The sequence below is a fragment of the Pseudomonas sp. 32A genome, from assembly GCF_052682255.1.
The window spans coordinates 7,158,105-7,178,616 of sequence record NZ_JBQYLY010000001.1; the positions used below are offsets into that span (position 1 = coordinate 7,158,105).

At 57.0% G+C, this 20,512-nt stretch carries 18 protein-coding genes and 1 pseudogene; 11 read left to right on the forward strand and 8 right to left on the reverse strand.

Annotated features, from left to right (window positions below; genetic code table 11):
- The first annotated feature begins 143 nt into the window (after nucleotides 1–143).
- Together ACUN0G_RS32710 and ACUN0G_RS32715 are read left to right on the forward strand one after the other, a co-directional pair.
- A complete protein-coding gene (locus tag ACUN0G_RS32710) occupies nucleotides 144–353 on the forward strand; it encodes a co-regulatory protein PtrA N-terminal domain-containing protein (RefSeq protein ID WP_445575441.1) in 210 nt (69 codons plus the stop codon).
- 72 nt (nucleotides 354–425) lie between these two features.
- Nucleotides 426–1,220, forward strand: coding sequence for a glycosyltransferase (locus tag ACUN0G_RS32715; protein WP_445575626.1), 795 nt, complete (start codon nucleotides 426–428; stop codon nucleotides 1,218–1,220).
- Nucleotides 1,221–1,687: 467 nt separating this feature from the next.
- Here ACUN0G_RS32715 and ACUN0G_RS32720 read toward each other — a convergent pair whose 3' ends face one another.
- A complete protein-coding gene (locus ACUN0G_RS32720) occupies nucleotides 1,688–2,023 on the reverse strand; it encodes a hypothetical protein (RefSeq protein WP_445575442.1) in 336 nt (111 codons plus the stop codon).
- A gap of 628 nt (nucleotides 2,024–2,651) precedes the next feature.
- Here ACUN0G_RS32720 and ACUN0G_RS32725 point away from each other — a divergent pair.
- The 3 genes from ACUN0G_RS32725 to ACUN0G_RS32735 all read left to right on the forward strand — a co-directional run bounded on the left by ACUN0G_RS32725 (nucleotide 2,652) and on the right by ACUN0G_RS32735 (nucleotide 3,725).
- Entirely contained in the window at nucleotides 2,652–2,861 is a 210-nt protein-coding gene (locus ACUN0G_RS32725; RefSeq protein ID WP_445575443.1) for a hypothetical protein, read from the forward strand.
- A 214-nt stretch (nucleotides 2,862–3,075) separates the two neighbouring features.
- Nucleotides 3,076–3,366: a type II toxin-antitoxin system ParD family antitoxin gene (locus ACUN0G_RS32730; RefSeq protein ID WP_445575444.1), complete on the forward strand. Its 291-nt coding sequence runs from the start codon at nucleotides 3,076–3,078 to the stop codon at nucleotides 3,364–3,366.
- Nucleotides 3,367–3,368: 2 nt separating this feature from the next.
- Entirely contained in the window at nucleotides 3,369–3,725 is a 357-nt protein-coding gene (locus ACUN0G_RS32735) for a type II toxin-antitoxin system RelE/ParE family toxin (RefSeq protein WP_445575445.1), read from the forward strand.
- A gap of 15 nt (nucleotides 3,726–3,740) precedes the next feature.
- Here ACUN0G_RS32735 and ACUN0G_RS32740 read toward each other — a convergent pair whose 3' ends face one another.
- From ACUN0G_RS32740 to ACUN0G_RS32755, 4 genes are all read right to left on the reverse strand, one after another.
- Nucleotides 3,741–4,409 carry a hypothetical protein gene (locus tag ACUN0G_RS32740; RefSeq protein ID WP_445575446.1) on the reverse strand — a complete coding sequence of 223 codons (669 nt, stop codon included), beginning with the start codon at nucleotides 4,407–4,409 and terminating at the stop codon, nucleotides 3,741–3,743.
- A 112-nt stretch (nucleotides 4,410–4,521) separates the two neighbouring features.
- The gene (locus ACUN0G_RS32745; RefSeq protein ID WP_445575447.1) at nucleotides 4,522–5,646 is read right to left on the reverse strand and encodes an ABC transporter permease; all 1,125 of its coding nucleotides are present in this window, start codon (nucleotides 5,644–5,646) and stop codon (nucleotides 4,522–4,524) included.
- A gap of 1 nt (nucleotide 5,647) precedes the next feature.
- Nucleotides 5,648–8,404: a ribosome-associated ATPase/putative transporter RbbA gene (gene rbbA / locus ACUN0G_RS32750; protein ID WP_445575448.1), complete on the reverse strand. Its 2,757-nt coding sequence runs from the start codon at nucleotides 8,402–8,404 to the stop codon at nucleotides 5,648–5,650.
- Entirely contained in the window at nucleotides 8,401–9,471 is a 1,071-nt protein-coding gene (locus tag ACUN0G_RS32755; RefSeq protein ID WP_445575449.1) for an HlyD family secretion protein, read from the reverse strand. Before ACUN0G_RS32755 ends, rbbA begins: the two co-directional genes overlap by 4 nt.
- Nucleotides 9,472–9,894: 423 nt before the next feature.
- Between ACUN0G_RS32755 and ACUN0G_RS32760 the strand changes: the two genes are divergently transcribed.
- Together ACUN0G_RS32760 and glgP are read left to right on the forward strand one after the other, a co-directional pair.
- Nucleotides 9,895–10,539, forward strand: coding sequence for a TetR/AcrR family transcriptional regulator (locus ACUN0G_RS32760; RefSeq protein ID WP_445575450.1), 645 nt, complete (start codon nucleotides 9,895–9,897; stop codon nucleotides 10,537–10,539).
- Between the two features lie 176 nt (nucleotides 10,540–10,715).
- A complete protein-coding gene (gene glgP, locus ACUN0G_RS32765; RefSeq protein WP_445575451.1) occupies nucleotides 10,716–13,238 on the forward strand; it encodes an alpha-glucan family phosphorylase in 2,523 nt (840 codons plus the stop codon).
- Between the two features lie 187 nt (nucleotides 13,239–13,425).
- Here glgP and ACUN0G_RS32770 read toward each other — a convergent pair whose 3' ends face one another.
- Entirely contained in the window at nucleotides 13,426–14,067 is a 642-nt protein-coding gene (locus ACUN0G_RS32770; protein WP_445575452.1) for a TetR/AcrR family transcriptional regulator, read from the reverse strand.
- Between the two features lie 193 nt (nucleotides 14,068–14,260).
- Between ACUN0G_RS32770 and ACUN0G_RS32775 the strand changes: the two genes are divergently transcribed.
- From ACUN0G_RS32775 to ACUN0G_RS32785, 3 genes are read left to right on the forward strand one after another with little or no spacing between them, the layout of a single operon-like run.
- Nucleotides 14,261–15,859, forward strand: a complete 1,599-nt coding sequence (locus ACUN0G_RS32775; protein ID WP_445575627.1) for an MFS transporter — start codon at nucleotides 14,261–14,263, stop codon at nucleotides 15,857–15,859.
- 4 nt (nucleotides 15,860–15,863) lie between these two features.
- Nucleotides 15,864–17,012, forward strand: a complete 1,149-nt coding sequence (locus ACUN0G_RS32780) for an HlyD family secretion protein (protein ID WP_445575453.1) — start codon at nucleotides 15,864–15,866, stop codon at nucleotides 17,010–17,012.
- Nucleotides 17,009–18,433 carry an efflux transporter outer membrane subunit gene (locus ACUN0G_RS32785; RefSeq protein ID WP_445575454.1) on the forward strand — a complete coding sequence of 475 codons (1,425 nt, stop codon included), beginning with the start codon at nucleotides 17,009–17,011 and terminating at the stop codon, nucleotides 18,431–18,433. The genes ACUN0G_RS32780 and ACUN0G_RS32785 overlap by 4 nt, the downstream gene beginning before the upstream one ends.
- A gap of 514 nt (nucleotides 18,434–18,947) precedes the next feature.
- On the opposite strand, the gene ACUN0G_RS32790 is transcribed toward ACUN0G_RS32785, so the two are convergent.
- Nucleotides 18,948–19,253, reverse strand: coding sequence for a hypothetical protein (locus ACUN0G_RS32790; RefSeq protein WP_445575455.1), 306 nt, complete (start codon nucleotides 19,251–19,253; stop codon nucleotides 18,948–18,950).
- Between the two features lie 213 nt (nucleotides 19,254–19,466).
- A complete protein-coding gene (locus ACUN0G_RS32795) occupies nucleotides 19,467–19,616 on the reverse strand; it encodes a hypothetical protein (RefSeq protein ID WP_445575456.1) in 150 nt (49 codons plus the stop codon).
- Nucleotides 19,617–19,870: 254 nt separating this feature from the next.
- On the opposite strand from ACUN0G_RS32795, the pseudogene ACUN0G_RS32800 reads away from it, so the two are divergent.
- Nucleotides 19,871–20,308 (forward strand): annotated as a pseudogene (locus ACUN0G_RS32800) (integrase core domain-containing protein); the annotation flags it as partial.
- Between the last annotated feature and the right edge of the window lie 204 nt (nucleotides 20,309–20,512).

The window sequence follows — 20,512 nt, forward strand, 5'->3', positions numbered from 1 at the left end:
CCCTCGGCCTCAAAAAATCCAGCTTCGCCGCCAACCTGTCAAAAAATTCATTTTGCGGAGAACAGGGCGAAAGGCAGTGAGCGTCAAGATGAGTTCAAGCCAACAAACAATGTGTTGGCTCAACTCATTACTGGAAAACACTCATGAACAGCCTTAAAGCCCTTTTGATCGTGACCTTGATGACCGCTTCCTTCGCCGCAATGGCAGAAGGCGGTGGCGATACCGTGACGGCCAAAATGGAAGCGGCAAGGATGACCGCCATGACCTCGCATCAACAGTCAGAGTCTGCCACGGCTGCAGCCACTGCCAGCAACCAGAACGCCTCCACCAGTGACGCCTCGCGTTCGAACTGACCGTGTGAACGTCCGTCACCGTTAAGAACGGTGTTGCGCGATATCGGTGAAATCATCGTGGTACCAAAGATTATGACCCGTCCAATTCCAGCGACCGCCAACTACAGCATTGTGTTGGTTAACTACAAAACACTTGATCTGACCAAAACCTGTCTGATGCTTCTGCAGAAGGCTCTGCGCGGGACAAATGTTCCGGTGATTGTGGTGGATAACCACTCCGACGATGCGAGCAGCGAGTACTTGCGCTCGCTGGACTGGATTGAGCTGATCGAACGCAAGCACACCGGCTCCGAAGCCGGAAACATTGCCCATGGCCGTGCTCTGGATCTCGCTTTGGCGCAGGTTGAAACCGACTATCTGTTTCTGTTGCACACCGATACCTTCATTTACGATCCGGCAGTGTTCACCATGATGCTCGACCAATGCACGGAGCAACGCGACGTGGCTGCCGTCGGATGCTTGGAGCAATTGGATCGAGGGAGCGTTCGCTCGGCCTGGCGCCTGGCCTCACGCTTTTGCAAGCACTACGCCCGACGGAGTTTGCTGGCACTCGGCGTTCAGGCAAGAGCGCCCAAGCCGTATCGAGAAATCCACCTGAAGAGCTTTTGCACACTGTGGAATGTGGCGTTCATCAAGCAACACGGCTTTCACTTTCAAATGGATAAACGTAATCCGGGTTATGAACTGCAGGATCGAATGACTGCCTTGGGCTACCAGGTGCGTTCTATTTCACCGCGAAAGATATTCCGTTATCTGGATCACATTCAAAGCGGCACCGTTTCTGCGATGGGCGGTTATGCGCGCAATCACCGTAGGGTTCGGATGTACGAGCAAATCACCAAAGGGAAAACCCTGAGAGTCTGGTGAATGGATAGACCCGCAGGCGCATGTTCTAGAACGGCAGGACCTTTGACAGCACCTTGCGCCGTTGCCTAAAAAGAGTCGTTCGCCTGCTAACTCGCATGCTGATCATACTAGTGGTTAGTCGCGAGTTGGTTGTGGCCACTCTGCGTCAGGTCAGGCCAGCCAAAATCGTAATGGCTGAACTCACTACTGGAGACATTTAATGTACTTAATCAGTTAGGGTCGATTCACACAGAGACTTAACATAAAGGATGATTGCGTCGCTTACTTTAAGCGGGCGCCGATCACCCTTGCCGAACTGCTGCCAGGCTTAGTTGCACAAGACGGAATACCCGGATGGGTACAGCTGTCAGGCTTAGGCCCAGGAAGTCTGAAGAGTGCTGTAGAAGTGGCGTATTGCTGTGCTTTAAAGGCAACTGGAAAACCCTGCTCGTACAGGATTCGCCAGTCTTTTCAGTGCATCCGAGAGGTTACACTTTAGTGTTAATGATCTCGCCGGTTATTTGCCCGTTACCATTCACAACACCAGACGTAGGCGCTACTGCGTTTGCTGCTTGATGGTGGTGCTTTTGTATCAAGCGCTGCGCCTGACGATCACCATGTCCCGCCTCTTGAGCGCTTTGCGCGGCGGTCTCAGTAGCTTCTTTCAGTGCGGCTGCGACATTGCTGGCCGCAGTAGCAGGAGCGGTAGCGGTAGCAGTAGCAGAGGCCGGTGTCTGATTTGCTTTTGCCTGGGGCTGACTTGGGGCAGAACTCTGCCCATTGATAGTCACTGGATTTGAAGCTGATACGGCTCCGATAGTCATAGGTGATTCCTCATTGAGTAGATTGCACGTGCGTTCTTAATCATTGCGATTACGTCAACATTTACCCATCAAGTCCCTGCATCAGGACTGCTTTGCTTATCCCCTTTTATGAACCCATGGTATGACCCTATGGCAGCGGCCAGAGTAGGCACCCAGTTGTCTGGCCTCCGTCGGATAAACGTGAAAGCTTCGTGATATTCAGCGACGCTTGTGTTGAGTTACTGGAATAACCACGCAAGGTATATTGGCCGCAAGCTCACGATGAGAACGCATGCTAGGACAAACAAGAGGTGGCTCGACTGAGAAGGGCGAATCTTATCTGATTGGCGGTTATCGGCTAATTCTGTTGAAAAGTCGGCTTCGAATTCTATGGCAGAAAAGTACGCGCCTGAGAAGAAATCTGAGTTTGCGCGGAAGGTTCAAGAGTCAAATTTCACGTAGCAGCGTGCAAAAGAGATGTTTTCATCCATCAATATTCGAGCGTTTTGGGCAAACCGACTTTTTCAACACAATCGGGCGTTTGCTGTCACCCACTCCAAGCCAATTCGTGCACTTACCTCGCTCCTGCCTTAGGACGTCCGCCCTTCCCGCTGCTACGCTTTCGACATCCTCTATTGGAATCGAAACAATGCCCATTGAATATTCACTCCCCGATGTCCTTGAGCGTCTGTACGGAAACCAGCTCGCCCTAGAAGCGGCCGTGATGGAGTTGACCTTGAGGACTGAGCGCCAGGGTGCGACGGAGACTGGGGACAACTTCCGAGGTGCGCTGCAAACGATCGGGGGGAACGCTGGACACATCAAACACGGCTTGGCCAAACTGAAGGCACAAGGCTAACACTGATCAAGCTGTCCACGACGTCACGCCTGCGACAGCCTTGTTTGGATTTTGTACTCATGCGGTACGGGCCAGCTCGCGCTGGTCGGCACAAAGGATGCCCCCCTGCGACACAGTTCGTCAGATACAAATCCCAAACGCTGTGTTCGCGGCGTAAAATGGCATAATATGCCAATGCCCGAAAAAACAGGTTTGCCGGTAGCTGGAGCTCATTATGGCGACGCGAAACGTTGTGCTCACCCCTCACCAAGAACAGGTTATCCATGACCTGGTCCAGTCCGGCCGCTATCAGAATGCCAGCGAAGTGATGCGGGAAGGTTTGCGCCTATTGGAACAGCGCGTCGCCGAAGACACCGCCAAAATTGAGGCCCTGCGTCAGGCGACCTCGATCGGCATCATGGACCTTGAGCACGGGCGCTTTACTCAGATGAACGAAGGGGATCTGGAGCACTACCTCGAGGGCTTGAGCCTGGAGGCAACGATCCCTGCGAGAGAGAAACACTGAGCATGCCGCAGTATCGGATTTCCAACGCGGCGCGCGCCGACATTGTCGACATCCTCAAGCTCTCCCAGACGCAGTTCGGCGATCAAACACGCCAGCGGTATCTGGCACTGATCCTAGCGGCGCTGCAAGCGATTGCCGTCACGCCTTATCGCATTGGCAGCCACGAACGCGATGAGCTGGCACCGGGCCTTCGCAGTTATCACCTCATCTATTCACGCCAGCAGGCCAAACACCCCCATGGCGCGGTCAAAAGCCCACGCCATGTCGTGTTTTATCGTGTAGCAAGCGACGACGTGATCGAGGTCGTCCGACTCCTTCATGACGCCATGGAAGTGCAATTGCACTTGCCTAATGACTGATCCTAGCCCAAAGGCTTAGCTAGCCAACAGCGAAGGTAAGGCGCCCGCCTCTACAAGCAACTTGGGCGCCCTCGCTGCCAGCCGACTCGGTGGCCAATTGAAGCGGGAGGTTCTGGGTCCGACCGGATTATCGAGACCCACGACCAGAAGCACGATGCGACCTGCGCGCAGTCGGAAATTCCCCTGGTCGTCTTCGGCCTTCGGCGGATGCCCCCGATACCGTTCGAACAACTCGCTGAGCGCTTGCTGAACGGAGAAGTTGTAGTAATCGCGGACCTGAGACTGACGATCCTCCAATGCTCTCTGACCGGGTGTTCTTGCGGTCATGAACAGATAGGCATAGGCATAACGCGCGCTTTCCAGAAATGCGTCGGTACGCCGTTCGGCACTTAACGAGCTGTGTGCATGTTGGGCCTCTTGTAGCCACAATTCAGACAGCGTGGCAAGACGCTGTTCCTCACCCAAGCCAGTGTTATTACGCACCTGTTCACGGCAGTCTTGTGGGGCCTCGTCGCAGCGTTTTTCTTCGACACCAGCAACTTGCAAAGCGGTGCGCGATGCCGCGCTCAGTTGCCCAGACGTCAGCACGTCGCCACGCCGAAGCGAGAGATAATCGCGATTATCGATGGTGTTGACCTTAACCCCGGCACAACCACCCATAGCCATCACGAGCAAGACCAACATGGCGCCCGGCCAAACGCGAGCCGAACCCTTCAAATGATGCAACGACACAAAAAAACCCTTACTGATGAAAACGACAATCCGAGTGTCTGCTCTGCTTTGGTAAACGTAGCTATCACGCCATCTGGCTAATCGTTTTTCGAAAGCGCGAAAGCGAAATCGCAAACAACACCGAGCCGATGATGAGTAGCGTCACGAATGTTGGCCACACCACCATCAGCCCTGCCCCGCGATAAAGAATCGCCTGACTGAGCTCAACGAAATGGGTGGTAGGCGCTATCAGCATGATGTTCTGGACGAGTTCGGGCATGCTCTCGCGTGGCGTGCTGCCGCCTGAGAGCATTTGGAGCGGCAGCAGTACCAAAATCATCAACATGCCGAACTGAGGCATGCTTCGCGCCAGTGTCGCCAGAAATATGCCCATGGAAGTAGTCGCGAACAGATGCAACGCGGCCCCGGCCAGGAACAATAGGATGGAGCCCTCGATCGGCACATGCAGCACGCCCTGCACGATGAATATCAACGACAGCGCAGCGGCGGTAAGTACCACCAGGCCCATCGACCAGACTTTGGCCAACATGATTTCCCGAGGTGTCACCGGCATGACCAACAGGTGTTCAATGGTGCCGTGTTCACGCTCACGAATCAGCGCTGCGCCGGTCAGGACAATGGACAACATGGTGACGTTGTCGATGATCTGCATCAACGCGCCAAACCAGGCGTGTTCAAGAGAAGGATTGAACCGCATGCGGGTGACCAACTCCACAGGCAGGGCCTGAGCCCCGCGGTATCGCTGCACGAACTCGGTGATTTCGCCATTGATCATTTGCTGGATATAACCGCTGCCAGTGAAGGCCTGGGACATGCGGGTCGCATCCACGTTGAGTTGGATTTCCGTCTCCCGGTTCGCCAGCACATCCCGTTGGAAGTTTGGCGGGATAGTGAGCGTGAACGTGTAGTCACCTGCGTCCAGGCCGGCATCAACCTGCTCCAGGGAGATCATTACCGGCGTAGTGAACTGCGGTGGAAAAAAAGCCGAGGCAATGCGTCCGGATAATGGCGACTGGTCTTCATCGACGATGGCTATGGGTGCCATGTGCAGCACGTCCGGCTGTGCAGTCGCTGCGGTGTATACCGAAAAGGTAAAGGTGTAGATGATCAGCACCAGCATCGTCGGGTCGCGGGCCAGACTCCACAGCTCCTTGATACCCAGCCGGTAGATATTCTTGAACGACTGCATGTCAGCGATCCTGTTTCTTTAGCAGGGCAACCGTCAGCATCAGGATCAACGGCACAGCGACCAGTAATGGCCAGAACTCGCTATGCAGATCACTGAACCCCAAGGATTTCCCAAACACGCCACGGCTGATATTGAGCATGTGAGTCGCCGGATAAAGCTCACCGACGAATCTCGCCGCGCCCTCCAACGAGGAGACCGGGTTAAGCAGCCCTGCGAACTGGATAGCCGGAATCATCGTACCGATCATGGTAAAAAACATCGCAGCGATCTGGCTGCTGGTCAGTGTCGAGGCCAGCAAGCCGATCCCGGTGGCGATGACGTTATAAATCAACGCGGCCAGAAGCAGAGTCATGAAGCTGCCTTTGACCGGCACATCGAACAGCGTGACCGCCATCAATGTCATCAGCAGAAAGTTGATCATCGCCAACGCCACATACGGCAGCTGCTTACCCACCAAGAATTCGGTTCGCGTCACCGGCGTGACATATAAATTGATGATCGAGCCCAGCTCTTTTTCCCGGACGACCGATAGCGCCGTGAGCATGGCGGGCAGCATAAGCAGCAACAGCGGAATGATGGCCGGGACCATAGCGGGCAGGCTTTTGACATCCGGGTTATAGCGAAACCGGGTCTGGATGCTGAACGAACTGTCGCTAACCGCTTTGCCCAGGCGATGCAAGGCCTGATCCTGCAGCCATGTCTGGTGCATGCCCTGTACATAGCCCAGTATCGTCTCGGCCCTGGACGGCATCGCGCCGTCGATCCACGCCGCAATCTGCACCGGTGCTCCCCTCTGCAGATCGCGCCCGAAACCTGGCGGTATCTCGATGGCCAACGTGATCTTCGAACTGCGCATGCGCTGGTCCAGATCCTGATAGTCGGCCAACGGCAGCATCTCCTTGAAATACCGCGAGCCGGAAAGGTTGAGCGCATAGTTGCGGCTCAGTTCGGTCTGGTCATGGTCCAGCACGGCATAACTGAGGTTTTCCACATCCATACTCAGACCGAAACCCATCACCAGCATCAACACCAGTGACCCTATCAGGGCCAGCGTCGCACGCACGGGATCACGTTGCAGTTCCAATGCTTCGCGCCACAGGTAGCTGAACATGCGATTGACGCTGAAACTCGGCTGACCCGCGGAATTGGACGGATTGGGATTGACCGCAGGTGAAGGGGCCTTCGCCGGCTCTTCTTCCGACTTGCCTGCTGCCTCTTGCAAGTAAGCGATGAAGGCCTGCTCCAGTGAGCTGGCTCCACGCTGCTTAACGATATTGCCAGGCGTATCGCTGACCAGCACCTTGCCCGCGTGCATTAACGAAATGCGATCGCAACGTTCAGCCTCGTTCATGAAGTGGGTGGAAATGAAGATGGTCACGCGATCGCGTCGGGACAGCTCGATTAGCAGGTTCCAGAAGCCGTCGCGCGCAATCGGGTCGACGCCTGAGGTCGGCTCATCGAGAATCAGCAACTCGGGCCGATGAACCGTCGCAACCGCCAGAGACAGGCGCTGGCGGATCCCCAGCGGCAGACTTTCTGGAAGACTGCCCAGCACCTCGCCGAGGCTGAAGCGATCGGCAAGCTCGTCGATCCGCGGGCCGATCTGCTCTTCCGGCATTTGGAACAGCTGCGCGTGAAGTACCAGGTTTTGCCGAACGGTAAGCTCGCTATAGAGCGAAAACGCCTGCGACATATAACCGACTCTACGTCGTGTACCGATGTCGTCGGGGTCGACTTCGCGTCCAAACAGACTTGCCGTGCCCTCACTGGCCGGCAACAGCCCCGTCAGCAACTTCATGGTGGTGGATTTACCGCAGCCGTTGGAGCCGAGAAAACCAAAGATTTCGCCGCGGCGAATACGGAAACTGACATGATCCACCGCCACGAAATCACCGAAGCGAATGGTGAGATCCCGGGCTTCAATAGCGATCTCGGGTTCAGCGACGTTCTCCAACGGGTCGATATGCGCCGGTTGGTGACCGCGGCGCTTTTCCTCCGGCAGCAAGGCGATAAACGCCGCTTCCAGATCCCGCGATTGGGTACTGGCCAGCAATTGCTCGGGCGAACCGGTCGCCAGCACCGTGCCGGCGTCCATCGCGACCAGCCAGTCAAAGCGCTGCGCCTCATCCATGTATGCGGTGGCAACAATGACGCTCATTCCTGCCCGTTGCTGCCTTATGCTACCGATCAGGTCCCAAAACTGGGCCCGCGCCAGAGGATCCACGCCGGTGGTAGGTTCGTCCAGAATCAGCAGATCAGGGTCATGAATCAACGCGCAACACAGGCCCAGCTTCTGTTTCATGCCGCCTGACAGTTTGCCTGCTGGACGGGTGAGGAATGAGTACAGCCCCGTGCTGCGGGTCAGGTCATCAATACGGCGACGGCGCTCCGCGGCGTCATGGCCAAACAGGCGGGCGAAAAACTGCAGGTTTTCTTCGACCGAAAGCGTCGGGTAGAGATTCTTGCCCAATCCCTGTGGCATATAGGCAATACGTGGGCAGACCCGATTGCGATGGGCAACCTGGCGCATATCGCCGCCCAGCACGCTGACCTGGCCCTGCTGTATCGCCCTGGCTCCCGCCAGAAGCGACAGAAGGCTGGACTTACCGACACCGTCCGGGCCGATGAGCCCGACCATTCGGCCTGCGGGAATATCCAGAGTAATGTTGGCTAATGCCTGGGTCTTACCGTAGGTCAGCACTACGTCCCTGACGCTGGCGACGCCAGGCAACGGATCGCCTTGGGGTTCGTCCGTCATTTAGAAACTTTCACAGCCAGTTCAACTGGCCAGTCGGCTTGCGGGTCAAGCTTGACCCAGGCCACACCGGGCAGACCGGTCTTGATCTGTGTGAGGTTGCGCAGCAAAAGGTCCCGATCGATCTGCGCCTTGACACGAAACATCAGCTTCTGACGTTCGCTGGCCGTTTCAACGGTCTTCGGGGTGAATTGTGCAACGCTGGCGACGAACGAGACCTTCGCCGGTATGACGTACTGAGGTGCGGCATCCAGAATGATGCGGATATCGCTGCCCAGCGCGACCCGCCCTGCCACACTTTCCGGGAGAAAAAACGTCAGGTACACGTCGGAAAGATCGACCAGGTTGAGTACCTTGCCGCCCGCCGCCAACACTTCGCCCGGCTGAGCGACGCGGTACTGAACGCGCCCGGCGCGTGGCGCGACCAACTGGCTATCGGTGATGTCGGCCTCTATTCGAGCAATCGTGGCCAGGCTCGCCGTCACCGCCGATTGCGCGCCCACGACCTCGGCTTGAGCAGCCTCAATATTGGCTTGAGCCGCTGCCACCTGAGCCTGAGCCGCCTTCAGCGTCGCCTTGGCGCTTCGTACGTTCGCTCGGTCATCGTCATATTGCTGAGTCGACAAAGCGCCTTCACGAGACAGCATTTCGGAACGTTTCAGTCGCCGCTTCATGGCGTCAAGTTCACTTTCGCGTTGGGCGATCAGCGCCTCGGCAGCCAATTTGTCGCTTCGACGCACCAATACCTGTGCCTTGGTGCCCAACACGGTGTTGATCGCCTGCTGATGCTGAGCGACAGCCTCGTCACGCTGAGCCGTAAGCGTCTGGATTTGCATGCTTGCCAACATCTGTCCGCGTTCGACGAAGTCACCCTCCTGCACCAGGATGTCATCCACACGACCCGCAAGTTTTGCCGAGACATCCACTTCGGTGGCCTCGATACGCCCGTTCCCGCTGACAAACCCATCGCCAAACCCGACAGGGTTCAAGGCCTTCCACATAAACCAGCCTGCAACCAATACAACGACGACGCCCAGGGGCACTAACAGCTTATTGCCAGGTACTTTCATGAATAACGACCTTAGTCCTTGGGCTTTACGTTCAATTCAGGCGTTCGGCAGCCATAGCGAAGTGGCCTGGTCTGCGCTTGTGCGGCGTACAAAGCGACTCGGCTGCAATGCATGGGAATAGGTCCGCCCACTGAATCCCCTAGCGAGTTCAAAAGTGTTCGATTCGCGCAACGGCAACGCGCAAGTCTCGAGCAATATCCGGTTCCAGCCGCGGCGAGCGAATTTGGCTGCGAATTCAGGTCGGGAGTTGGTTGCCCCTGAAACGACAGTGGGTCAGCCTCGTTTCGGGCCCTCAATAGTGAGACGCCCCCACGATCCGGTGCTAGGATTAGCCATCATGAAAATTAATTCATCGAGCGTTGATTAAAGCGTCGCTTCGACGCACATGTCAACCAATCCGTCTAGATCAGGTATATCCACCGAATGCCCAACGAGCTCACCAAACGCCGAGGCAGGCCGCCCAAAGCCGACGAGGTCAAACCCGATGCCATTCTGCGAGCGGCATTGACGTGCTTTGCAACGCACGGTTTCGAAGGTGCCAGCCTGCGGCGTATCGCTACTGCGGCGGACGTCGATGTGGCCTTGATCGCGTATCGCCATGGCGCAAAGCTGGAGCTGTGGAAAGCAGTCGTGGATGACATAGCAAGTAAATTTGTCCTGGAACTGAGTCGATCACGAAGTCCCGCCGAATTCGCGGATGGAACTTCCATGGACCGACTTCAGCTTGCGATTGACCAGATGATCGACTTTTCAGCAGATGCGCCGGAAATGTCGATGTTCGTCATAAAGGAAATCGCCCAGCGGGATGAAAGATTTCGCTACGTCTATGAGCGCCTCATCAGGCCAGCACAGGAGGTCCTGCTGCCAACCGTTGAGCTCGCAATCGCTGATGGCTTTCTTGAAAACGTTGATCCCGAGCTGTTTTTCTATAATGTCTCCGGTGCTATTGCCCTGACAGTTTCGATGCGCTCTTTGGTCGGACAGCTCGGCGGTAATGCATTCAGTTCTGAACATTTTTTGCCCGGCATGAAATCGCTATGGAGGTCACTTCTTCAGCGGGAAATTTGAACACGCAAGCTGCTTGTGCAACCTATTCGTCGGTCATCACAGGCGACATACGCAGGCGTTTACGCCGTCAATGCAACGGCGTGCATTCGGTTCTTCCGAGCCCTGAGACAGGAGAAATAGTTCAACACGCGTCAACCGCCCTTTACCAAGCTAGTGACACGCACCGGAGAGGCTTTATGGCGCTGGAAAAAAGTATCGAAAAGCTGCGCATGGACCTGGATGAGCTGGCATTCGACCTGAGCATTACCTGGTCGAGTTTGAACGACATGATCTGGCGGCTAATGGACAATGATCTATGGCTGCTCAGCCGCAATCCTTGCCTGGTGCTATCCAGTGTCAGTGACGATCACATTGAGGCGTTGCTGCGACAGCCGACGTTTCGTGCGCAGTTGCAGGCGCTGTCGCAGACCCGCTACGACGAATTGAACACGCCAGGCTGGTTTCACCAAAGCCATCGGCAAGAACAAGCCTGCTGCATCGCGTACTTTTCCATGGAGTTCATGCTCAGCGATGCGCTGCCCATTTATTCCGGCGGGCTGGGAAACGTTGCCGGGGATCAGCTCAAGGCGGCCAGCGATCTAGGCGTGCCGGTCACGGCGGTAGGCATGCTCTGGCAGCACGGTTACTTTCGTCAGGAGTTCGACAGCCAGGGGCATCAGCAAGCGTTGTACCCGGTCAATGACACCCGACAGATGCCCGTAAGGCCGTTGCTCGATGGCAGCGGAAACCCGGTGCGGCTGGCCTGCCATTTCCCCGGTTGGACCATCTGGTTACGTGGATGGCAAGTCAATGTCGGACGTAACCGCCTGCTGTTGATCGACACCAATGACCCGGCCAATCCGCCGCCAGTGCGCTTGATCGCCGGCGAACTCTATGGCGGCGATCTGGAAATGCGTCTGCGCCAGGAACTGGTTCTCGGCATTGGCGGCTGGCGTCTACTGGAGGCCGCCGGCGTCGAACCGGACGTGCTGCACCTTAACGATGGCCATGCCGCATTTGCAGTGCTGGAGCGTGCGCTCAGCTATCAGCGCAAACACAATGTCGACTTCGAGGTAGCCCTGACAGCCACTCGTGCAGGCAACCTGTTCACCACCCATACGCCGGTCACCGCCGGCTTTGATCGCTTTCCGCCCGCGCTGATCGAAAAGTACCTGGGCCATTACATCCAGCAGGAGCTGGCACAGCCCGTGGCACGAGTGATCGGTCTTGGTCAGGAACAGCCCGGAGTGCCTGATTCGCCATTTAACATGGCTTGGCTTGCCAGTCGTGCCGCGGGGGCGATCAATGCAGTGAGCGAACTGCATGGCGCCACCAGCCGACGCATCTTCGAACCGCTGTATCCACGCTGGCCAGCGGCGGAAGTACCCATCGGCCATGTCACGAACGGCATTCATCTGGCGACCTGGATAGGCGCCGACGCACTGGAGGCCTGGAAACACTGGCATAAGGGACAACCCAGCGGAGGTGAACCGGAACTGCCCGCCGAGCAGGCGCTGAGCAGCTTCAGTGATCAGGACCTCTGGAATATCCGCCGCCGGGCCCGGAGTGCGTTGCTGGACTATAGCCGTGATCATCTGGCTCGTCAGCGAGCGATTCATGGAGCATCGCTGCAACAGATCGACGCGTGTCAGCAGTGGTTCGACCCCGATGTTCTGACCTTGGGTTTTGCCCGCCGCTTCGCCACCTACAAACGCCCCAACCTGTTGCTGCATGATCCACAACGCTTGCTCAATCTGATCCAACATTCACAATGGCCGGTCCAGTTGCTGGTAGCAGGCAAGGCGCATCCTGCAGATCTGCAGGGCCAGGCAATGCTCGCTCAATGGCATGCCTTCATTCGCGACACCGACAGCCAGGGGCGCATCGCCTTTCTCGACGATTACGATATGCGTGTGGCACAGCATCTGGTAAGCGGTGTGGACGTCTGGATTAACACCCCAAGGCGTCCATGGGAGGCCAGCGGCACCAGCGGCATGAAGATCCTGGCCAATGGGGGTCTGAACCTGTCGCAACTGGACGGTTGGTGGGCAGAAGCCTATGAGCCAGGGCTGGGTTGGGCCATTGGCGATGGTAGCGAGGAGCCCGAAGCCGATCCGGGTGCAGATGCCAGGGACGCTGAACAGCTATATCAACTGCTGGAAAACGAGATCATTCCGACCTTCTATGAGCACGACGCCGGTGGACTGCCGCGGCGCTGGATCCAGCACATCCGCAGTAGCATGAGCAATCTGGTGCAGGAATACTCCGCCGACCGGGCGGTACGCGAGTACACCGAGCGCTACTATCTGCCAGGCGCCCTCCGCTACCGTGAGCGGACGAAAGAGCGTAGTGCCGTGGCGAACCTGTTGAGAGATCGACTCACGTCCTTGGATGAACATTGGGACGAGATTAAGATACTCGACACTCGGATCACCCGCGGGCCGGCACTGACGTACAAAGTGGAAGTGGCAATCGATACTGGCGCTCTACCCGTAAGTGCTCTATGCGTACAGTTGTATGCGGAGCAACGCGGTCATGCGCCCGCGCAAGTGCTGGACATGACGCTCAAACAGGCCGATGAGCATGCCCAGACGCGGCTCTACGTTGTGGAGACGCGCGGTGACCGGGAGATAGAAGACTTCACTGTCCGCATCATTCCCGACAGCGAATATGGCCTGGCGGTGCCATTGGAAAGTCAACAGATTCACTGGGCAAGCTGACACCAGGCAACAACGCGGTACTGCAGCTCTCCGAGAAGGCTCGGCCGAAGCACGAATCGTTGGATTACGGTTTCCGCCGATGATCTTCTATTCACCGTATGTCTGTACGGGACAATCCACCTTCCGGTATTGCGGCACAGATCAGACTCACGACGGCATTCGGCACACCCATGTTTTGGGCGCACATCTACCCAGTTACTTTATGAAGTCCTTCCAGGGCTTTCAGGTAAGAGGTCAGGGCTCTCGGAAGCTCTTCAATCAAGATACGCCTGGACAACGCATTATTTTCCTGCGCGATCTGAAAGGCGCCCATGGGCAGCCCTATCAATGCCAGGACGTAAGTTTGGCGTGCCTCGGCATTAACATCCGGCAATCGGATCTGAAGCACCCGTGCGTAGATGCCTTCGATCCGCAGGCGCAGATCAGGGTTACTCAAACGATAAGTGCCATCGAGCGGAAAGATTAATGAAACCAGGTCCCGATGCTGCTCGGTGTAGCGCAGGATCGGTACGATCAGTCGAGCGATAACGCCCTCTGCGCTTTCGTCGACCCAGACACTGTCGTCGATGGCCATCAATTCGTCCGTAATGACCGCCAGTGACTGTATATGGCGTTCGCCCAACGCTTCCAGCACTCGCTGCTTGTCTGAAAAGAAATGGTAGAGCGAGCCAATCGATGTTCCAGCTTCTCGAGCAATGCCATGCATCGTCACCTGGGCGGCACCTTCGAGCAGGGTCAAACGGGCGCAAGCGTCCAATATCGCCGATACCCGCTCGCGGCCGCGGGCTTGCTGAGGAGGACGGGATGAAGAGGGTTTCTTGTCAGTCATGGGAGAGATACATGATTTGGCCGTCCATTATGACCGATTTGATATCGTCGTAAAATGAACTAATACTCGACTCACCCGTCTAGTATCCCGCAAACTGAACGGCACCTTCGCCCATAACGGTTTATCGAGATTACTGCGCTTGGCTGAGTACCTTGAACCGACGCCAAAATGGGAAGCGCATGAACGGCCATCGATGCCAGGTTCTCCTTCCACCCCGTATCACAGCCCGCTCGTGCGGTTGGCCTATGCGCTTGTTGCGACGTTGCTGGCCATTACAGGGGGATTAGGCAACGCACTGATCAGCGCCAACCTTGCCAATATCCAGGGGCATCTGGGATTGACCCCCTCGGAAGCGGCCTGGTTGCCGGCTGCCTACCTGATGGTGAACCTATCTACCGCACTGCTGTTGGTTAAGTTTCGCCAACAGTATGGTCTGCGACGTTTCGCTGAAATTGGTCTGCTCGCCTATGTCGTGCTCACGGTTGCGCATGTATTCATCGAGGGCTTCACTATGGCGGTATTCGTCAGGGCCGCCAGCGGTTTTGCCGGGGCGACCGTCAGCACACTGGCCGTGATGTACATGTTGCAGGCATTTAAAAAGGCTGAAATGGGGAGCGCCCTAGTCCTTGGCATCGGTATCTCTCAATTGGCCACGCCGCTCGCCTGGCTGATCTCCCCCGCCTTGCTCGACATGGGCGAATGGCATCGTCTATATGTCTTCGAGGCGGGCTTGGCGCTGTGCTGCCTGGCCGCCGTAGTGGCGCTCAAACTGCCGCCCGGAGTGCAGATCAAGGCCTTCGAACCACTGGACTTTCTCACTTTTTTCCTGCTCGCGCCTGCGCTGGGTTTGTTTGCTGCGGTACTGACCCAGGGCCGCGTCCAGTGGTGGAATACCCAAACGTGGATTGGCTATGCACTGATCGCCGCGATTGTATTGCTGACCGTGGCCGTCATGATCGAACACCAGCGCAAGAACCCGTTGCTGCAAACCCGCTGGCTGGCTTCGCTCGAAACGATACGCTTTGCCATGGGCGCGCTGATGTTGCGCTTCATCCTTTCCGAACAAACCTATGGCGCGGTTGGCCTGTTACAGAATCTGGGCATGGCCGCCGATCAATTGCAGTCCTTGTATGCAGTCATGCTTGCAGGTCTTGTGGCCGGGATGCTCGTCAGCGCCCTGACCTTCAGCGAAAAAGCTGCCATACCGCAAATTCTGGCGTCTATCGTGCTGGTCGCGGTAGGCAGTTTCATGGATGCCGATGCCACCAACCTGACACGTCCGCAAAATATGTTCCTCAGTCAGCTCCTGTTATCGGTGGCGGCAGGAATGTTCATGGGGCCTTTGTTGCTGATAGGCGTGATGAGCGCGCTGAAAAACGGGCCTCATTACATGGTCAGCTTCGCTGTACTTTTCTCACTCACTCAAAGTATTGGGGGGCTGGCGGGGCCAGCCGCTTTAGGCTCGTTTCAGGTCCTGCGGGAAAAGTTTCACTCCAGCCAGATCAACGGGCACATCGACCCCACCAATTCCATAATCGCGCAGCGTCTGCAGATTCAGGGACAGATCTATGCCGCGACCCAGCCTGATCCCGCCCTACGCAATGCGCAGGGCATATCCCAGCTAAGCCAGGCCGCCACCCGAGAAGCCAATGTACTGGCATTCAATGACGTCTTCCGGGTACTGGGTGTGATGACCATCAGCTTCCTGTGTTGGTCATTGGTGCACACCGCCCGTGCTGCACGTAAAGCGACACCGCCGCCCCCCGCCACTCCCTCCTCCGCAGTTGTGTGACCTTATGAGCCAGACCGATCCGACGAAAAACATCGAAACTTCAACCTCTCCCAGCGATGTGCCCGATGCAGGTGGCGCGGTCGATCCGCCGAAAATCATCAAACCGAGCCGTACGACCCTGTGGTTGATGGCGGGCGTGGCCGGCGTTGGCATCGTCCTGGTTCTGTATGCCTGGCAGTTCTGGCCGTTCAACAGCGCAGTGATGACCACAGAGAATGCCTATGTTCGGGGGCAGATCACCGTCATGGCGCCGCAGGTCAATGGTTACGTAGCGCAAGTTCTCGTGCGGGACTTCGAGGTGGTCAAGCAGGGAAAGGTGCTGATACAAATCGACGATCGTATTTATCAGCAGCGGGTTGAACAAGCGGCAGCCGATCTGGACGCGCGCAAGGCGGACCTGGAAAACTCGCTGCAAACCCAGGCGTCGGATCAGGCGACGCTGGCGTCCAGGCAGGCGGAGATGTTTTCGGTGGAGGCCGAGTTTGATCGTGCCAGAGCCGACGAAGCGCGGGTCAATGAACTCGCCTCGCGAGGTTCGGTGTCTATTCGCGAACGTGACCAGATCCGCGCTAGCGCCCGCGCTGCGGGCGCCAATGTAAAAAAAGCGCGAGCCGCAATCGACATCGCGAAAGAGACGGTGAAATCCACCCAGGTTTCGCGGGGGGTATTGGAGGCTGCCGTCAGGAGCGCGCAGGCCGCCCTGCACCTGGCGCAGATCGATCTGGAAAACACTCGCATCCGCGCTCCGCGTGATGGTGTGCTCAGCGAGGTCTCGGTCCGTCTTGGACAATACGTCAGCGCCGGCTCACAATTGCTGTATCTGGTGCCCGAGCAGCTTTGGGTGGTGGCCAATTACAAGGAAACCCAAGTGAATGGCATGCTGGCGGGGCAAGCCGTAACCCTCGACGTGGACGCCCTCGACGGCGCGCGACTGAGCGGGCGCGTCGAGCGGTTCGCTCCGGCCACAGGTTCGGAATTCAGCGTCTTGCGGCCCGACAACGCCACCGGCAACTTCACCAAAGTCGCTCAGCGCATTCCCGTAAGAATCGAACTGGACGCCAACCAACCGATGGCCCGGCGGCTCAGGCCCGGTATGTCGGTCGTCGCTCATGTCGATACGGCCAGCGCGGGCGACGAAGGTAGTGCACCATGAGTCGGTCAGCCTCCTGCCCGTGGCAACACCTCGCGCTCGCAACCCTAATCGCTTTGGCCGGTTGCGCACCCGCCAAAGCGCCTGCGCCAACGCGATCCAAGGTCTTCCCCCCTTCGCAGTGGCGAGGTCAAACCGAAGCTCCGGCGCCTGTCTCGGCGCAGTGGTGGCAAGCCTTTAATGACCCTGTCCTGAGCCAACTGGTCGATGAGGCGTTGATGCATAACAACGACGTGCTCACAGCGGTCGCGCGCGTTGAGGAGGCGCGTCAGCAGATCGGTCTGGCTCATTCGGCGCTGTTGCCTACGCTTGACGGGACACTGAGCGCGCAGACGACACGCAACCTTGGTCTGACCGGCGTGACTCACACCCGATCGGTGCAACCGGAAATCCAGGTGGCCTATGAGTTAGACCTTTGGGGGCGCCTGCGCAACCTGGACAAGGCGGCTCAGTTGCAATACCAGGCCACCCGCACAGACCTGGACAATATTCATCTGTCGGTCGCGAGCACGGTTGCACGCGCCTACATTACCCTGCTGTCGCTGGACACCCAGCTCAAGGTCACTCGCGATACTGCCGCGTCGCGCCGCGATGCACTGATAGTCGCTCAGGACCGCGCCAATGAGGGCTATACCTCGCAGTTGGAACTGACCCAGGCGCAGTCCGAGTATGAATCCGCCCAGCAGATGATTCCGCAACTGGAACAATCGATACGCCAGCAGGAAAACGCCATCCGCCTGCTGACAGGAACGCTGCCGGGCTATGTGTCCCGCGGCAGCCTGTTCCAGAACGTCGTCCCTCCTTCAGTGCCAGGGATGCTGCCAGCAGAATTGCTACGGCGCCGTCCGGATATCCAGCAAGCGGAGCTTATGGTGGCGGCTTCGGATTACAACCTGGAGGCACGTCGCGATGAGTACCTGCCTCAAGTGCAACTCTCGGCAGGCTTCGGTCGACTCTACGTCAACGCTCTGGACTTCGATCCGGTCAAGGTGTGGGATCTGGGCGCCAGCGTACTGGCCCCAATCTACAGTGCCGGACGGCTTGAAGCACAGGTTGGGGTGGCGACGGCGCAACGAGATCAGGCCGCTTACAACTATCGCGCTGTCGCGCTCAACGCATTCGGCGAAGTGGAAAACTCGCTGTCGGCGGTCAAGCGCTTTGAAGAACAAATCGAATGGACACGCACCCGGATACACACGCTGGGCCGTTCATTGGATATCGCTCAAGATCGTTATCAAGGTGGTTATTCCTCCTACCTGGAGGTGCTCGACGCCCAGCGCAATCTATTCAACACCGAGTTAGCGGCGATTCAGGTCAGAGAGAGTCAACTCAACAACGTTATTTCGCTGTATCAGGCACTCGGTGGAGGTTGGCCTGGCTCGAATCTGAACCAAGCCACAAGAGCCGTCAGGAATGTAAACTGAATCGATGGGCGGATTACATTGTTGTAGCGTATCGCTCATCTCTGGCGCCGGTATCACAGCCTTAAATCCCTCCGGAGGTGACAGCAACCGCGATTAAAATGGCATGCCCCAGTCACCCGAGGCTTTTAGAGTAACGGACATCTTTGCAACTGACCTTGTCACACTGCCTGTACCTCATCGCTCTGACGTTGACTTCAGCTCTTCGGTCAAGCCCATTGCGCTTAGGAGGTTTCCTGCGGCCGGACGCTGCGATTGGGCTTTCAACCCGAATGAGGTCAGTTTCCTGAAGGAAGGTGTATTGCAGGGATACCCACAGGAAAATGGCATAACCTGGTTGTCGTCTTGAATCTGTGCACCCGCCGGGTATTGGGATGGGCACAGTCGGAAAAGCCCGGCGCCGAACTGGTGATCAAGACGCTTGATATCCGCCAGTCACTCCCGCCAAAACCGTGAGAACTCCGCAAGCCGATAACGGCAGGACTTCGCAGCTTTGCAGTGCGTTATCATTGGTAGTTCACAGAACCAACGACACTGAGTTCTTCGCCATAACGGCGGACGTGGTGCACGACAGATAGGACTCATTGGTCAGGTTTTGCGCCTTAGCGGCCAGGTGCCAATGCTCGTCGATGTAGAAACTGCCCCGTGTATCGAAGCGCGTATAGGCCGGATTTTTTCGATCTGCACGGTAGGCGGACCGGGTGACACCGGTGGAAAGGCGCCCAAGCCCACCTCGACCTGTGGCAGCCCGAAAGTCGGCGAACGATAATACGTCCAGAGCGAAGCGTTGTCGTGCGGCGCTCTTCGCGGCGTTTACCGACATTGGTGATGACGTCGTCCAGTACGTGGGCGACGGTGCAGGTGTAGCCCGCCACGATACCGAGGTTGTCGGTCCGCTCGATCTTGACTTCGAGTTCGAGCCCCTTGGAGCTTCTCTTGCCGTATTGCTCGCACTGCTTGGTGAAAGCGTCTTAAGTGATCGTGTAGGTTGGGTCAGCTCGTAGGCCGGCACGCTGAACATTGTATTGCTGCCCGGCTACCGGTAGCAAATGCCCACCTCGTACTGCTCACCTTCGATCGAACCAAACGCCCCCGCCCCGCCAGGGTTGGCGACATCAACAGGCTGGAACAACTGGCCGTGGCTGACATAGGGCGCCACACCGTTATCGAACAGATACAGCAACACGATGCGCCTCGTGGTTTTTTGATCACTGCGCGGCGTACGGTCGCCGAAGGCATAATTGCAGCTCTCAGTCCAATCCTAGCAGCCATCCGACAAAACACTCAGTGTTCGTATACGTTAAATCGCCCCGGGTTTCATTGCGGGTCACAACTCTTGAGAAGATGAGGCCATGAAAAAGACAACAACTATTCCCCTGAAGTCCATGAACGTACCGTGCGAATGGTTCTGGAGCACCTGTTGCTTTTAGTAGTTGACGTGTTTCTGCGCGGCGCATCGTCGGCTGCAAATTGAGACCACGCATGTAAACCGACTTCATGCTCAATGCCCTGGAATAAGCCCTGTACGCCCGCCAACCGCACCGCACGGGTGGTCTGATTCTCCAAAGCGACCGTGATAACCAGCACGTCTCTATCCACAACACCGAGCAGGTGGCGGGGGCCGGCATCGAGCCCTCGATCGCAGCAAGGGCGATAGCTACGGCAACGCCGCGGCTGAAACCATCAACGGTCCGTGCAAGACTGAGCTAATTTACCGTCAACCCTGGAATAGTCGGGAAGAGGTTGAAATGGCGACTCTGGACTGGGTAGCAATGATACAACCATCAGAGCCCACTAATTTCAATTGGGTATGTAACGCCTGCAAAGGCTGAGGCAAAACTCCACCAGCAAAAAGCAGGTCAGTCCATGGCAGTCTGACTCAAACGAAACGGCCTCTATGAACCCCAGCGTGGCTCAGTAGGAAATTCGGAGAATGAGACTACCATTTTCTTAAAACCACCATCGGCGACCGGATTGATGTACTGATTGGCCTCTACTATCATAAGAAAGCACCTCTAATTAAATCGTTGCCTCCAGCGTTTCAAGCATAGACTGCTTATGAGCCGAAACGTCCGGAATTAG